The sequence below is a fragment of the Halospina denitrificans genome (assembly GCF_004364635.1).
Classification (GTDB): domain Bacteria; phylum Pseudomonadota; class Gammaproteobacteria; order Pseudomonadales; family Oleiphilaceae; genus Halospina; species Halospina denitrificans.
Map to the genome: position 1 here is coordinate 44,559 of NZ_SOAX01000005.1, position 14,709 is coordinate 59,267.

Annotated in this window: 15 protein-coding genes; 9 read left to right on the plus strand and 6 right to left on the minus strand. The window is 60.2% G+C overall.

The genetic code is table 11. The features are described from left to right. Positions 1 to 36 precede the first annotated feature (36 nt). Entirely contained in the window at positions 37 to 1,632 is a 1,596-nt protein-coding gene (locus DES49_RS11040) for an isocitrate lyase (protein WP_133736487.1), read from the plus strand. Between the two features lie 303 nt (positions 1,633 to 1,935). After that, positions 1,936 to 2,580: a peptide-methionine (S)-S-oxide reductase MsrA gene (msrA, locus tag DES49_RS11045; protein WP_133736488.1), complete on the plus strand. Its 645-nt coding sequence runs from the start codon at positions 1,936 to 1,938 to the stop codon at positions 2,578 to 2,580. A gap of 63 nt (positions 2,581 to 2,643) precedes the next feature. Here the strand turns inward: msrA and DES49_RS11050 are convergent, their stop codons facing one another. The 3 genes from DES49_RS11050 to gcvH all read right to left on the minus strand — a co-directional run bounded on the left by DES49_RS11050 (position 2,644) and on the right by gcvH (position 6,472). Further along, positions 2,644 to 3,063: a hypothetical protein gene (locus DES49_RS11050; protein WP_133736489.1), complete on the minus strand. Its 420-nt coding sequence runs from the start codon at positions 3,061 to 3,063 to the stop codon at positions 2,644 to 2,646. 119 nt (positions 3,064 to 3,182) lie between these two features. Beyond that, entirely contained in the window at positions 3,183 to 6,062 is a 2,880-nt protein-coding gene (gene gcvP, locus DES49_RS11055) for an aminomethyl-transferring glycine dehydrogenase (RefSeq protein WP_133736490.1), read from the minus strand. Positions 6,063 to 6,079: 17 nt separating this feature from the next. Next, on the minus strand, positions 6,080 to 6,472 hold the full coding sequence (gene gcvH, locus DES49_RS11060) for a glycine cleavage system protein GcvH (RefSeq protein WP_133736491.1): 393 nt from the start codon (positions 6,470 to 6,472) through the stop codon (positions 6,080 to 6,082). Positions 6,473 to 6,567: 95 nt separating this feature from the next. Between gcvH and DES49_RS11065 the strand changes: the two genes are divergently transcribed. Together DES49_RS11065 and gcvT are read left to right on the plus strand one after the other, a co-directional pair. Continuing rightward, the gene (locus tag DES49_RS11065; RefSeq protein WP_133736492.1) at positions 6,568 to 7,203 is read left to right on the plus strand and encodes a helix-turn-helix domain-containing protein; all 636 of its coding nucleotides are present in this window, start codon (positions 6,568 to 6,570) and stop codon (positions 7,201 to 7,203) included. 104 nt (positions 7,204 to 7,307) lie between these two features. Further along, complete coding sequence (gene gcvT / locus DES49_RS11070; protein ID WP_133736493.1) at positions 7,308 to 8,432, plus strand: glycine cleavage system aminomethyltransferase GcvT; 1,125 nt, start codon at positions 7,308 to 7,310, stop codon at positions 8,430 to 8,432. Here gcvT and DES49_RS11075 read toward each other — a convergent pair. Both DES49_RS11075 and DES49_RS11080 read right to left on the minus strand, forming a co-directional pair. Further along, positions 8,423 to 9,043 carry a riboflavin synthase subunit alpha gene (locus tag DES49_RS11075; protein WP_133736494.1) on the minus strand — a complete coding sequence of 207 codons (621 nt, stop codon included), beginning with the start codon at positions 9,041 to 9,043 and terminating at the stop codon, positions 8,423 to 8,425. The genes gcvT and DES49_RS11075 overlap by 10 nt on opposite strands. Before the next feature lie 9 nt (positions 9,044 to 9,052). Next, positions 9,053 to 9,472 carry a CBS domain-containing protein gene (locus tag DES49_RS11080; RefSeq protein ID WP_133736495.1) on the minus strand — a complete coding sequence of 140 codons (420 nt, stop codon included), beginning with the start codon at positions 9,470 to 9,472 and terminating at the stop codon, positions 9,053 to 9,055. A gap of 344 nt (positions 9,473 to 9,816) precedes the next feature. Between DES49_RS11080 and DES49_RS11085 the strand changes: the two genes are divergently transcribed. Genes DES49_RS11085 through DES49_RS11105 form a run of 5 tightly spaced genes read left to right on the plus strand, consistent with a single transcriptional unit; the run spans position 9,817 to position 13,955 of the window. Then, positions 9,817 to 10,488: a TetR/AcrR family transcriptional regulator gene (locus DES49_RS11085; RefSeq protein ID WP_133736496.1), complete on the plus strand. Its 672-nt coding sequence runs from the start codon at positions 9,817 to 9,819 to the stop codon at positions 10,486 to 10,488. Continuing rightward, positions 10,488 to 10,988: a L,D-transpeptidase gene (locus DES49_RS11090; RefSeq protein ID WP_133736497.1), complete on the plus strand. Its 501-nt coding sequence runs from the start codon at positions 10,488 to 10,490 to the stop codon at positions 10,986 to 10,988. Before DES49_RS11085 ends, DES49_RS11090 begins: the two co-directional genes overlap by 1 nt. Positions 10,989 to 11,044: 56 nt before the next feature. Next, positions 11,045 to 12,055, plus strand: coding sequence for a beta-N-acetylhexosaminidase (gene nagZ / locus DES49_RS11095; RefSeq protein ID WP_243865031.1), 1,011 nt, complete (start codon positions 11,045 to 11,047; stop codon positions 12,053 to 12,055). Next, a complete protein-coding gene (locus DES49_RS11100; RefSeq protein WP_133736499.1) occupies positions 12,052 to 13,212 on the plus strand; it encodes a mechanosensitive ion channel family protein in 1,161 nt (386 codons plus the stop codon). Before nagZ ends, DES49_RS11100 begins: the two co-directional genes overlap by 4 nt. Then, the gene (locus DES49_RS11105) at positions 13,209 to 13,955 is read left to right on the plus strand and encodes an S-methyl-5'-thioinosine phosphorylase (protein ID WP_133736500.1); all 747 of its coding nucleotides are present in this window, start codon (positions 13,209 to 13,211) and stop codon (positions 13,953 to 13,955) included. The genes DES49_RS11100 and DES49_RS11105 overlap by 4 nt, the downstream gene beginning before the upstream one ends. On the opposite strand, the gene DES49_RS11110 is transcribed toward DES49_RS11105, so the two are convergent. Continuing rightward, entirely contained in the window at positions 13,952 to 14,695 is a 744-nt protein-coding gene (locus DES49_RS11110; protein WP_133736501.1) for a CsiV family protein, read from the minus strand. The two genes, DES49_RS11105 and DES49_RS11110, sit on opposite strands and share 4 nt — an antisense overlap. Between the last annotated feature and the right edge of the window lie 14 nt (positions 14,696 to 14,709).

The following is a 14,709-nucleotide window of genomic DNA, read 5'->3' on the forward strand; positions in this document are numbered from 1 at the left end:
ACATCACACGTAACACCCCCAACGCATAGGTGAATCATGTCTCAGTACAGAAAGGACATTGAAGAGATCTCCGCGCTGCGTGACAGCCAGGGCAAGACCTGGAATCACATCACGCCGGAATACGTCGCGCGCATGCGCGCCCAGAACCGCTTCCACACCGGTCTGGACATTGCCAAGTACACCGCCAAGATCATGCGTGAAGACATGGCGGCGTACGACAAGGACCCGTCCAAGTACACCCAGTCACTGGGTTGCTGGCACGGTTTCATCGGCCAGCAGAAGATGATGGGCGTCAAGCGTCATCACGGCACTACCAAGCGCAGCTACCTCTACCTCTCCGGCTGGATGGTCGCGGCCATGCGTTCCGAGTTCGGTCCGCTGCCCGACCAGTCCATGCACGAGAAGACAGCCGTACCGTCTCTGATCGAGGAGCTCTACACCTTCCTCAAGCAGGCGGACGCGCGCGAACTCAACCACCTGTTCCATGACCTGGACGAGGCTCGCGAAGCGGGCGACAAGGCCAAGGAAGAGGAAATCATCAACAAGATCGACAACTTCGAGACCCACGTTGTTCCGATCATCGCCGACATTGATGCCGGCTTCGGTAACGAGGAAGCGACTTACCTGCTGTCCAAGAAGATGATCGAGGCAGGCGCCTGTGCCATCCAGATCGAGAACCAGGTTTCTGACGCCAAGCAGTGCGGTCACCAGGCTGGTAAGGTTACCTGCCCGCACGAAGACTTCATCGCGAAGATCAACGCGGTTCGGTACGCGTTCCTGGAACTGGGTGTTGATGATGGTGTCATCGTTGCCCGTACTGACTCCCTGGGCGCTGGCCTGACCCACAAGATTCCGGTTTCCCAGGAGCCCGGCGATCTGGCGTCCATCTACACCTCCTACCTCGATACCGAGCCGGTCAAGTCCGCCGAGGATGTTCAGGAAGGTGACATGGTCATCAAGAAGAAGGGTGAGCTGCACCGTCCGAAGCGTCTGCCGAACGGCCTGTACCAGTTCCAGGAAGGCACCGGCGAAGACCGCGTGGTTCTGGACTGCATCACCAGCCTGAAGAACGGCGCGGACCTGCTGTGGATCGAGACCGAGAAGCCGCACGTCGGCCAGATCGCGGGCATGGTCAACCGCATCAAGCAGGAAGTGCCGGATGCGAAGCTGGTCTACAACAACAGCCCGTCCTTCAACTGGACCCTGAACTTCCGTCAGCAGGTGTTCGATGCGTGGAAGGAAGAAGGCAAGGATGTGTCCCAGTACGATCGTTCGGACCTGATGAACAGCAAGTACGACGATACCGAGCTTGCTGCGGAAGCGGATCGCTGGACCCAGAACTTCCAGAAAGATGGTGCGCGTGAAGCGGGCATCTTCCATCACCTGATCACGCTGCCGACGTATCACACGGCTGCTCTGTCCACTGATGAGCTCGCCAAGGGTTACTTCGGTGAGGAAGGCATGCTGGCGTACGTTCGCGATGTTCAGCGTCAGGAGATCCGCAAGCAGCTGGCGTGCGTTAAGCACCAGGACATGGCCGGTTCCAACATCGGTGATGACCACAAGGAATACTTTGCCGGCGAAGCTGCTCTGAAGGCGGGCGGTAAAGACAATACCATGAACCAGTTCTAAGGACGGGTTCTGGTATTTGCTGACCTTTATAGGTTGGATTTGAAGCCCTCATCGGTTTTCCGGTGGGGGTTTTTTGTTTTCTGGGCAGTGGCTTGGGCCTATCGCTAGGATAGGGCGTATATTGGGAACTGATTTAGACTGACAGTTTGGTGCGGAAGGAGGACGGGTAAGGCTTTCCAGGAACCGCTTTGAATACGTCCCTGTACGCTGCGCTTCCGCCATCCATGGCTCCAGAGCTTCCTGGAAAGCCTTACCCGTCCTCCTTCTCGTGATTCCGGGGTTATCCAACTTTGGAGAGTCGTTATGTTTGGTTTGTTCAATACTGAAAAGACTCGGATGGTCGGGCCAGATGAGGCGCTTCCGGGGCGGGACGAGCCGTTGGAGGTTACTAATCGCCATGCGGTCCATGGGAGGCCAATCAAGCCTCCGTTCCCGGAGCACTGCCAGGATCTGATAGTGGGTATGGGGTGTTTCTGGGGTGCTGAGCAGCAGTTCTGGGATATGGATGGGGTCTACACGACGGCTGTGGGGTATGCCGGGGGGTATACGCCGAATCCGACTTACGAGGAGGTTTGTACGGCTAGGACTGGGCACACGGAGGCGGTTCGGGTTATCTATGATCCGGAGCAGTGTTCATTGGAGGAGCTTCTGAGGGTGTTCTGGGAGTCGCATGATCCGACGCAGCAGATGCGTCAGGGGAATGATGTGGGGACGCAGTATCGGTCGGCGATTTATGTGCCGGATGAGGCGGCTTTGGCTCTGGCGGAGGCATCGCGGGAGGCTTATGAGGCTGAGTTGTCGAAGGTTGGGCTGGGGCCGGTGGCTACGGAGCTGCGCCAGGGGGTGGTGTTCTATTACGCGGAGGACTGGCATCAGCAGTACCTGCACAAGAATCCCGGTGGGTACTGCGGGCTGAAGGGGACCGGTGTGGCGTGCCCTCGGGCATAAAAAACCCCCGTACGGTGACGGGGGAGGAGGGGTAGGGCTTAAGGAGACGAGGCCCTGGAGGTGTCAGCCGTTCTGGCTGTCCTCGTTTTCAGTGTCCTTCGCTGCCGCGACAAAGCGTGCGCGGGCGCTGCGAAGTTGTGCGATCAGTGCCTGGAGGCGGTCGTACGCCTGCTGGCGGTAGTCCTCGATCATCGGCTTGAGATCGTTGGTGTAGGATGCTTCGACCCTGTTAAGGACATAGGCCGAGGTCATGTGCGCATTCCATGAGAACTTTTTCCGCGCATCGTAGGTTGCCGCGTCCACGCTCAGCATGAGGTCGCGGAAGGAGGGATTCTTCTCCCGGATATCGCGGATCATGCCGGTGATGGACTGTTCCTGTGAGTTGTCAGCACCGAGCTCCTTCAGGATACGCTGAAGCTCCTCGTTGGCCTTCTGCCACTGCTGTGTGGACTGTTCCTGAAGCTTGCGTGTCAGTTCACTCATAGGATTCACCTGCCTCTGTGCTGGTTTCTCTGCCTTAGCGCTATCGCTCTGTAACGCCAGGATCTGAGCCCAGATTAGGGTGAAAAATTAGAATAATCACCCTAATCCGAGTAACGGCTCTAGTCCCGGTAGGCTTCGGGGCTGGGGCAGCTGCAGATCAGGTTGCGGTCGCCGTAGACGTTGTCCACCCGATTCACGGCGGGCCAGAACTTGCTGGCACGTACCGCCTCGGAGGGGAATACGGCCAGTTCCCGGCTGTACGGGCGATTCCACTCATCATCCACCAGGTCCGTCTGGGTGTGCGGGGCATTCACCAGCGGATTGTTGTCGGCGGGCCATTCGCCGGCTGCAACCTGGTCGATTTCCCGACGGATTCCCTTCATGGCGTGGATGAAACGGTCCAGCTCCTCGAGGGATTCGGATTCCGTCGGCTCGATCATGAGCGTGCCCGGGACCGGGAAGGACATGGTGGGCGCATGGAAACCATAATCCATCAGGCGCTTGGCAACATCCTCCTCGGTAATACCTGACCAGTCCTTGAGCGGTCGCAGGTCCAGGATGCACTCGTGGGCGACGCGACCATGCCGGCCCCGGTAAAGGACGCTGTAGTCCTCCTGAAGGGCGTTGGCAATGTAGTTCGCGCTGAGGATGGCGACCTCGGTGCTGTGCTTGAGGCCGTCCCGGCCGAGCAGGCGATTGTACATCCAGGTGATCGGCAGGATGCCGGCCGAGCCGTAGGGCGTGGCGGCAACCGCGCCCTCGGCATCACCGGTGTCCCCGTGCCCTGGCAGGTAGGGCGCCAGGTGGCTGCGTACCCCGATGGGCCCCATGCCCGGACCGCCACCACCGTGGGGGATGGCGAAGGTCTTGTGCAGGTTCAGGTGGGACACATCCGAACCGACCAGCGTCGGCTGCACCAGGCCCACCTGGGCGTTGAGGTTGGCGCCGTCCATGTAGACCTGTCCGCCGTGATCGTGAATGATCTGGCAGAGGTCTGCAGCGCCTTCCTCGTAGACCCCGTGGGTCGAGGGATAGGTGATCATGCAGGAGGACAGGTTGTCCCCGGCCTTTTCCGCCTTGGCGCGGAGGTCATCCAGGTCCACGTTGCCTTCGCTGTCGCAGTCAACGATGACCACCTTCATGCCCATCATGGCTGCGGAGGCCGGGTTGGTTCCGTGCGCAGAGGCGGGGATCAGGCACACATTGCGGTGGCCTTCGCCCTGGGCCTGCTGGTAGCGACGGATTGCGAGGAGTCCCGCGTATTCGCCCTGGGCGCCTGAGTTGGGCTGCAGGGAGAAGGCATCGTAACCGGTGATTTCCTGCAGTTGCTCATCAAGCTGCTGCAGCATTTTCTGGTAGCCGCGGGTCTGGTCCGCCGGTGCGTAGGGGTGGATCTCCGCGAATTCCGGCCAGGTGATGGGTTCCATCTGCGCGGCGGCGTTGAGTTTCATGGTGCAGGAGCCCAGTGGGATCATACCGTGCACCAGGGAGAAATCCCGGTTTTCGAGCCTGCGGATATAGCGCAGCAGCTCGGTCTCGCTGTGGTAGCGATTGAATACCGGATGGGTCAGGACGGCGTCCTGGCGGCGCATGTCCTGGGTAATTCCCGTGCTGGCGCCGCTGGTGATCAGGGCATCGAGTTCCGTTACGGACTGGCCATGGCCGCTGCCGAGAACGATATCGAACAGCAGGGCAACGTCTTCGCCGCCGGTGGTTTCATCCAGGCTGATGCCGACGCGGCCATCCGCCAGGCGCCGCAGGTTGCAGCCTGCCTTATGGGCACGGTCATGGACACTGTCGTCGGCTTCGAAGCTCAGGGTGTCAAAATACCGCTCCTGTGGCTTGAGGCCACCGGCCCTGAGGCCTTCGGCGAGGATCGCAGTGAGTCTGTGCACCCGTTCCGCCTGCTTACGCAGCCCTTCGGGACCGTGATAGACCGCGAAGAAGGCTGCCAGGTTGGCCAGCAGAGCCTGGGCGGTGCAGATGTTGGAGGTGGCCTTCTCCCGGCGGATGTGCTGCTCCCGCGTCTGCATCGCCATCCGGAATGCCGGTTGGTCGCGGTTGTCCTTGGACACGCCGATGATTCGACCCGGAACCATGCGTTTGAGGTTGTCCCGGGTGGCAAAGAAGGCCGCGTGGGGACCGCCGTACGCCATCGGAACGCCAAAGCGCTGGGCGGATCCGAAAACGATGTCCGCACCGAGTTCGCCCGGAGAACGCAGGAGCATCAGGGCGAGGAGGTCGGATGCGACCGAGACCATGGCGCCCTGGTCCGATGCGGTCTTGATCAGCGCCTCGAGATCCGGAATGTTGCCGTCGGTTCCCGGGTACTGGAACGCGGCCCCGAAGGGCTGGTGGTTGCCGATCTCGTCCGCGGGCGCAATCACCAGGTCAATATCCATGTAGGCGGCGCGGGTCTTCAGGACGTCCAGAGTCTGCGGGTGGAGGTCCTCGGCGGCAAAGAAAACGTTGCTCTTGTTGCGACGGTTACCGCGTTTGCACAGGGCCATGGCCTCGGCGGCGGCGGTTGCTTCATCGAGCAGGGATGCGTTCGCCAGATCCAGACCGCTCAGATCCATGACGACCTGCTGGAAATTCACCAGCGACTCCAGGCGACCCTGGGAAATCTCTGGTTGATAGGGCGTATAGGCGGTATACCAGGCCGGATTCTGCAGCACGTTGCGCTTGATAACCGCTGGAATGCGAGTCGGATAGTACCCCTGGCCGATAAAGCTGCGATTGACGGTATTCTCCCGCGCGATTTCCTGCAGCTCCGCCAGGGCCCGGTCTTCGGTACGCCCCTGGTCCATGTTGAGGTCATTCGGCATGCGAATGTTTTCGGGAATGATCTGGTCAACCAGCTCATGCACGGAGGAAAGATCCAGTGTACGCAGCATTTCGGACTGGTCACTGGCACCGGGGCCAATATGGCGATCACTGAACGGTCGTTTGTTCAGCTGTGAAAGCGTGGTGCCCGCCAGGGGGGACTTCGCATTCATGGGATACCTCCTAGAATTCAGGCTTCGTCGGCGACCATCTGCTGGTACCGATCGGCGGACAGCAGCTCGGAAAGCTCGTCCGGATTCTCGAGCTTGATCTTCACCATCCAGCCATCGCCGTAGCAGTGCTCGTTAACGGTTTCCGGTGCGTCTTCCAGCGCTTCGTTAGTGCTCTCAACGACCCCGCTGACCGGCGCGTAGATGTCGGATGCTGACTTGACGGACTCGACGACCGCCAGTTCCTCGCCCTTGGCAATGGTCTGCTCTTCCTCGGGAAGCTCAACAAACACGACGTCGCCCAGCTGGTCCTGCGCATGGTCGGTGATACCCATGGTGACGGTGCCATCACCGTTGTCGCGGATCCATTCATGGCTGGGGGTGTATAACAGTTCCTCTGGCGTCGCTGTCATTGGTCCGTCCTCGTATGGTTGTGGTTGACTCTGTGTTAGATTAACAATGGATTTTCTCAGAAACAACGTAAATTTCCGATAGGAAACACACGACGATGCCGCAAGACCGCCATTATGCCGGTGATACGATTCACGAATCACTGCAGGTTCATCAGGGAGAAACCGAAGCAACACTGCAGCCTCTCAAGCTCGGAGAGCGCGTCAAGGCGCTGCGCCTCGGCCAGAGCCTGACCCTGGAGGAGGCCAGCAAGCTGACCGGACTCGCGCGTTCTACCCTGTCCAAGATCGAGAACGAGCAGATTTCGCCCACCTTTTCCGTCGTGCACAAGCTGGTTCATGGGCTGGGAATCGATCTGCCCCAGCTTTTTTCAGAGCCCTCTTCCGGGGCGCAGCCCAGTGGCCGGCGTGATATAACCCGTCGCGGCGAAGGTCGCCCTCACCCCACGGCAACCTACGAGCATGAACTGCTGGCGACGGATCTGAGTAACAAGAAAATGGTCCCCTTCACGACCCGGGTAAGGGCTCGTCATTTCGAGGATTTTCCGGAATGGATCCGGCATGACGGCGAGGAGTTTCTCTATGTGCTTTCCGGGAGCATTCTCTTCTATACGGAATTCTATGAGCCGGTGCGGCTGAACGCCGGGGATACGGCCTACTACGACTGCACCATGGGGCATGTTCTGGTCTCTGTCAGCGAGAGTGATGCGGAAGTACTCTGGGTAACGGCATAACGGAAATTTTGTTTCCGATCGGAAATACGGCAAGATAGCAGGAAACAGTGCCCGGAAATGCATTCAGACGGGCACCTTCGGTAATAAAGACAGGAGTACAGGGCATGGCAGGCGATGACGCAATGCTGACGACACCACTGACACCATTGCACCAGGAACTGGGTGCGCGGATGGTTCCGTTCGCGGGTTACAGTATGCCGGTTCAGTACCCGGCCGGGATCAAGCAGGAACACCTGCATACGCGCAAGGCGGCGGGTCTTTTCGACGTGTCCCACATGGGGCAGGTCTGGCTGACCGGGAACAACGTGGATGAAGCCCTGGAGAAGCTGGTGCCCGCGGATATCGTCGGGCTGCCTGTTGGGCGGCAGCGCTATGCACTGCTGACCAGCGAATCCGGCGGTATTCTGGACGACCTTATGATCAGCCGCCACGAGGATGGTTTTTATCTGGTAGTCAACGCGGCCTGCCGTGATGCCGATATTGCCCACCTTCGGGCCGGACTTGGTGATTCCGTGACACTGACGGAAATGACCGATCGTGCCCTGATCGCGTTGCAGGGTCCCAAAGCGGAATCGGTGCTGGCAGAGCTGCAGCCGAAAGTCGCCGAGATGACCTTCATGGACAACTGGCAACTCAGCCTGATGGGCGAGCCCGCCATCATTTCCCGCAGTGGTTATACCGGCGAAGACGGCTATGAGATCTCGGTCCCGGCCTCCATTGCCGAGGATCTGGTCCGGCGCCTGCTCCAGGCGGAGGACGTTGAGGCGGTTGGCCTTGGTGCCCGTGATTCGCTTCGTCTTGAAGCAGGGCTTTGCCTGTATGGCCATGACATCGACACGGAAACAACACCGGTGGAAGCCAACCTGATCTGGGCGATTGGTAAAGCTCGGCGCGCGGACGGCGAGCGGCCTGGCGGTTTCCCGGGTGCCGAGCGGATTCTTGAGCAGATTGCACAGAAATCAGCAGCGCGAAAGCGGGTTGGATTGACGGGGCAGGGCAAGGCACCGGTACGTGAAGGCGCTCTGCTTTACAGGGTTGGTGGTGAAACGCCCGTCGGCACCGTAACCAGTGGCAACTTTGCGCCCAGCGTCGAGGCGCCCGTGGCAATGGCTTACGTGGATCGTGAGCTGGCTGAACCGGGGACGGAACTTGAGGCGGATGTGCGCGGCAAGCGCCGCCCGATGACGGTTGCGAAGATGCCCTTCCTGCGGCCGGGTTATCAGCGCTGATCCGCCGGCGGCGCCAGGTTCATGCGCTTGAGCGTGTCGACAATGGTCTGGGTCTGGTGGTCAATTTCAATATTGACCACATCGCCCGGGGCCAGGGAGCCAAAGCGCGTCGCCCGTAGGGTCTCCGGAATCAGGTAGACACAGAAGCCGGAGTCGGTCAGTTCAGCGACCGTCAGGCTCGCGCCGTCTACCGCGATGTAGCCCTTGGAAACCAGATACTCCCGCCATTCCGGCGGCACTGAAAAGCACAGGTGGCGATTGTTGTCCGGCGTCTCCAGTGAGGTCAGTGTGGCCACGCAGTGAACATGACCGGAGAGCAGGTGCCCGCCGATCTCGTCGCCGATGCGGGCGGCGCGTTCGACATTGACCTCCGCACCTTCCGTCAGGTTGCCAAGGGTGGTGACGCGCAGTGTTTCCATCATGACATCGAACCAGGCCAGGCTGTTGTCCTGGTCCGTAACAGTGAGGCAGGCCCCGTTGACGGAGACCGATGCGCCTCTCTGGATGCCGTCAAGCAAGCCTCCCGGGAAGCGTAACGCGATCCGGTTCAGGCCCGTTGCGTGCTCAATCCGTTCGACACTGGCTTTCGCCTGGATAATACCGGTGAACAAGTCGATTCCTCAGGTGTGGCCATGGCCCTGGTTGCGGATTTGCGTCAGCGCCCTGAGCACATCCCCGCGCGTGATTATCCCTATGACACGGCCATCCTCGCATACCGGATAGATCTTGGGCTTGGGCCCCGCCATTTCCTCGGCAAGATGGGTGATGTCCTCCTCGGGGCCGACGGAGACGGTTCTGCGGGACATGATATCGCTCACGAGCTGATGCTCCTGGGCGTAATAGCTGTCGTTGAGCATTTCCTTCATGCAGTCCTGCTCGGTTACGAAGCCAATCAGGCGTTTGTGCTCGTCCAGTACCGGTGCACCCAGTTCCCGGTGCTTGACCAGCGTCGCGGCAACATTTTCAACCGAGCTGGAAGGAGAAAAGTAAAGGGAAAGGGATCGCATGTAATCGCGTACCAGAATTTTTGGTTTCATCATTCCGGTCAGACCTCTGTAATCGTTTGTGTCGGATTCTACTAAGGGTGAATCAGAATACGCCAGCCTGCAATAAGACGCTACAGTGATCCGTCAGGGTTGTGCGTTAAAGATTGTTCTGAGTCACAAATACCTCCTGCTGCAGGACGTTTTCCGAAAGGGGAGTCCTTGCATGTAACATCGGTAGCCAGGAAGTTGGAACCGCTTGACTCAGCGCGCTCGGGAACCGATCCTGATATATATCCTTACCGGATGGCAACCCGCCTGAGCCGCGAATTTCTTGACACCTCAGTGCCTCAAACGTATGTTTCAAACAATTGTTTGGTTGGTTGTTTGAGCGGGGACTCATGGCGCAGTCGGAAACAGTGGACCGGATTCTGGACGCGGCCGAGGAACTTTTTTCTGAAAGAGGGTTCTCGGAAACGTCGTTACGCATGATCACGGGGGAGGCCGGCGTGAACCTGGCGGCGGTGAATTACCACTTCGGTTCCAAGAAGTCGCTCATCCAGGCGGTTTTTGCGCGTTTTCTGACGCCTTTCTGCCAGCATCTGGAAGCCGGCTTTGACCGGCTGGAGCGTGAAGCCGCACCCGAGCCCCCGTCCCTGGACGGAGTGCTTCAGGCATTGACCGAGACCGTGGTTGAAATGCCGCGTCAGCACGACCGCAGTATCGCCATCTACATGCGCCTCCAGGGGCTGGCTTACACCCAGTCCCAGGGGCACCTGCGGCGCTTTCTGGAGCAGGAGTACAGCCATACCTTCGGCCGGTTCATGCGGCTTCTGAAGGATGCCACCCCGGAGTTGTCCGCTGTGGATCGCTACTGGCGCATCCAGTTCATGCTGGGCTCGACAGCGTTCACCCTGTCGAGCAGTGACGCGCTGACCGAAATTCTCTGGAACAAACTGGGTGTCGAGACCAACGTTGAAGAGATCGTGGACCAGCTGGTGCCATTCCTCGCGGCCGGCATGAGGGCGCCGCCCGTAGTAGGGGGGTCCGACACCCGCAACGAGAGTGCCTGATGGCTCCGAACAGCTCCCTTGCGTTGCAGATCAACCTGTCAGACCAGGTCATGACCGTTTTCCGCGATGGGCGCGAATGGCTGTGCTATCGCGTGTCCACGGCGCTGGCTGGACCCAGCGAGCGTGACGGCTCCGGCGGCACACCCCGGGGGCGCCATCGGGTGCGTGCCTGCATTGGCGGCGGGCAGCCGAGAGGCGCTGTTTTCCGGGGGCGCCGGCCCACGGGTGAAACCTGGTCCCCCCAACTCTCCGAACGCTATCCGGATCGCGACTGGATTCTTACAAGAATTTTATGGCTCTGTGGCGAGGTTCCCGGGTATAACCGCCTGGGTAACGTTGATAGTATGAGACGTTTCATCTACATCCACGGTACACCGGACACGGAGCCCCTGGGCGTGCCGGCGTCCCACGGCTGTATCCGGATGGGTAATGATGACATTCTCCAGCTCTGGGAATGGGTGACGCCGGGCACGCCCGTCAACATTCTCGAGAGGCTCTGATCCGTCCGGAGCCGCTGCTGGTTACCGGAGAGGGAGGAACAGTGACCGGTCCATTGATGATTGATGTTGAGGGTACCCGCCTCACCGAGGCTGAGCGCGAGCGGCTTAGCCATGAGGTTGTTGGCGGTGTCATTCTCTTCAGCCGTAATTTCCAGTCTCCGGCGCAGCTGCGGACGCTGGTCCAGTCCATCCGCGGCGTTCGGCCCGGGTTGCTGATTGCTGTGGATCAGGAGGGCGGGCGCGTACAGCGTTTCCAGTCGGGGCTGACCCGCCTCCCACCCATGCGCGCCATTGGGCGCCTGTATGACCGGGATGTCGAAAAGGCACTGGCCATGGCCCGTGGTGCGGGCTGGCTCATGGCCGCCGAACTCCGGGATATGGACGTGGATTTCAGTTTCGCGCCGGTACTTGATCTGGATTACGGCGCCTCCAGCGTGATCGGTGATCGCAGCTTTCACAGTGACCCAGGTGCTGTAACGGCTCTGGCGGGTGCCTGGATTGATGGCATGCACGAGGCGGGCATGGCCGCCGTGGGCAAACACTTCCCCGGTCATGGCGCTGTTGAGGCGGATTCCCACGTTGAAGTGCCCGAGGACCAGCGTGCGCTGGAGACGATCCTGGCTACTGATGCCGTGCCGTTCCGCGAGCTTGCTGACCGGGTTGATGCGATCATGCCCGCTCATGTGGTCTATTCCAGTGTCGACAGCGCCCCTGCCGGTTTCTCGCCCTTCTGGTTGCGGGATATTCTGGCCCGGGAGCTGGGCTTTCGGGGCGTGGTGGTCAGCGACGACCTGACCATGGAGGGGGCGTCCGTCGCCGGCGAACCCCGTGAACGCGTGGATGCGGCACTTCGTGCCGGGTGCGACCTTCTGTTGGTCTGTAACAATCCCGAGATGGCGGACACACTGATTGAGCATGTCAGCGCCCAGTCCGGAAAGGCCCCGGCTGGTCTTGCCTCACTTCGTGGTAAGCCGCTTCCGGGCCCCAGGGGCGCTTTCCGCAGCACCGCGCGCTACCGTGACAGTCGCGCCGCCATCCTCCAAATGCTTGACGAGAACTCTGCATGACCCTGGCGTACCTGGACCGGTTCCTCAATTCGCTGGGCATTGCCGCCGAGTTCCGGGGGATCTTCTGGGTCCTGGTTATCCTCGGGCTGACTGCCCTGGTTGCCCTCGTGCTCGCCCGCATTCTGGTGGCCATCGAACGCAGGCTCTCCGCCAATGACAACCTCTGGGACGATGTCTTTCTGCATGCGGCGAGGCGTCCGGTGTACTGGTATGTGTGGCTGCACGGGATCTACTGGGCGACTGAGGTGGGACAGCGGTTCTATGAGGTCGACCACCTTGGGTTGAACGATCCGATCCTGAGATTCGGGTTTATCGTGCTTCTGGTCTGGTGCCTCCTGCGTTTCGTGGGGCAGGCCGAGGAGCTTCTGACCTCGGACCGGGTCCGCGAGCCCATGGACTACACCACGGTATCGGCAATGGGCAAGCTGGCCAGGGCGGTCATTATCATCACTGCCGCGCTCGTGCTCATCCAGAACCTCGGGTACAGCATTTCCGGTGTTCTGGCGTTTGGGGGTGTTGGCGGTATCGCAGTGGGGTTCGCGGCCAAGGACATGTTGGCGAACTTCTTCGGGGGCGCGGTTGTCTACATGGACAAGCCGTTCAAGGTGGGGGAGTGGATCAAGTCCCCGGATGCCAGCATCGAGGGGGTGGTGGAGCACATCGGCTGGCGTATCACGCGTATCCGCACCTTCGAGTCGCGCCCGCTTTATGTCCCCAATGCGATCTTCACAACCATCGGCGTTGAGAACCCGTCACGGATGCAGAACCGGCGCATCTATGAGGTCGTGGGTGTGCGTTACGGGGATGTTGCCGTTGTGGAAAGCATCGTTCAAGCGATCCGTGCCATGCTGGAATCCCACGAGGATATTGATCAGGATCGGACACTGATTGTCAACTTCATTACCTTCAATGCTTCGTCACTCGACATCATGATCTATACCTTTACCAAAACGCTGCAGTGGGTTGAGTACCATCGCGTGAAAGAGGACATTCTTCTGCGGATCAGCGGCATTATCGCGGATCATGGGGCGGAGGTGGCGTTCCCCACGCGTACCCTTCATCTGCAACAGAACACCAGCCAGGAACCCGCGCATGCGGGTCTGGTTCCGGCGGGGACAGAATCAGGCACCAACCAGGGTGCCCAGGGGGAGGAATGAATCAGGAATCCGGGATCTGGGGAATCATCGGCGGCACAGGTCTGACGGCGCTGGATGGCCTGGAGATTGGGGCAGCGGAGGAGGTGGACACACCCTGGGGGGCGCCGTCCGGCCCTCTCCAGCATGGCCGTTACGCCGGAAAGCCAGTGGTTTTCATGGCCCGCCACGGCAACCCCCATCGGATTCCGCCCCATGAAATCAATTATCGAGCCAATCTCAGAGCGATGCGGGACGCCGGTGTCTCACGCATCATTGCGGTGAATGCCGTGGGCTCAATCAACGACGCCATGTCACCGGCCTCGCTCGTGCTGCCCGACCAGCTGGTGGATTACACCTGGGGGCGGCCCCAGACTTTCTTCGAAGGGAATCTCGAAGCGACGACCCATATCGATTTCACCTGGCCCTACAGTGCCTCGCTGCGCCGCCGCCTCCTGGAAGGGGCCAGCGAGGCGGCGATTGGGCTGACGGATGGCGGCGTGTACGCCTGCACCCAGGGCCCGAGGCTGGAGACTGCGGCCGAGATCCATCGGCTGGAACGCGACGGTTGTGATCTGGTGGGGATGACCGGCATGCCGGAAGCGGTCCTTGCAAGGGAGCTGGGCGTTGATTATGTGTCGCTATGCCTTGTGGTGAACTGGGCTGCCGGCAAAACCGAAAACGAGATCACGCTCGATGAGATCCACGCCAATCTTGAAGCCGGTATTGGCCGTGTGCATGCCCTGCTCGAGACCTGCCTGGGCTAGTCGGATTCATCGCTTCTGATGGGGTGCAAATACACGATCAGACCGAATGTCGGCGCATCCAGGTAATGGATCTCTTCACTGCGCATCCGACGAAGCTCTTTGAGCCAGGTTTCTGTTACCCATTGTTTCTTCGTTTCCGGATACAGGAAGTCCTTTGGGAACCGCGGCTGTTGCATGATTCCCACGCCGGGATAGGTGATCTGCGGAAGCGGGATGGGTGCAACCCGGAATCGTGGCTCCACGGCTTTCATCCGCGCCAGGTTGGCGTCGACGTGCAGGTAGCGGCGACGCTCCAGATCCAGGCTACCACGGATCCTGTGATCGCCATCCTCGCCGGCAGTGAGATCGATCACAAGCGGGACTGAGCGGTAGCCCGGCGGAAGTTCATTGTGCCAGCCTGTCAGTGCCAGCAAGCGGTAATCGCTGTCATTCCTCAGTGTGCGGGCAATGGCGCCAAGCCTTAACGCATCCTGCGGAAGTGCCACTATATCGGGTGTCTTGAGTATGGCCCGTGATTCGTTGTCCAGCGCCGCCTCGGCGCCAAGATCGGGCGTCCAGCCGGTGTTGACCCACAGGGGCAGTCCGTGGTCCGGACGCTCGGGTGGTTCATCCGCCGAGACAAGCTCAGGCTCGCCGTGGATCCGCTCAAACAGCAGAAGCTCGACACGGTACAGATCGCTTGCCTGTGCCTGGGTGGCCCCGGCAGCCAGAAGCGCTATCAAAAGCAGTGTTCGCATCATGCCCAAATACAAGG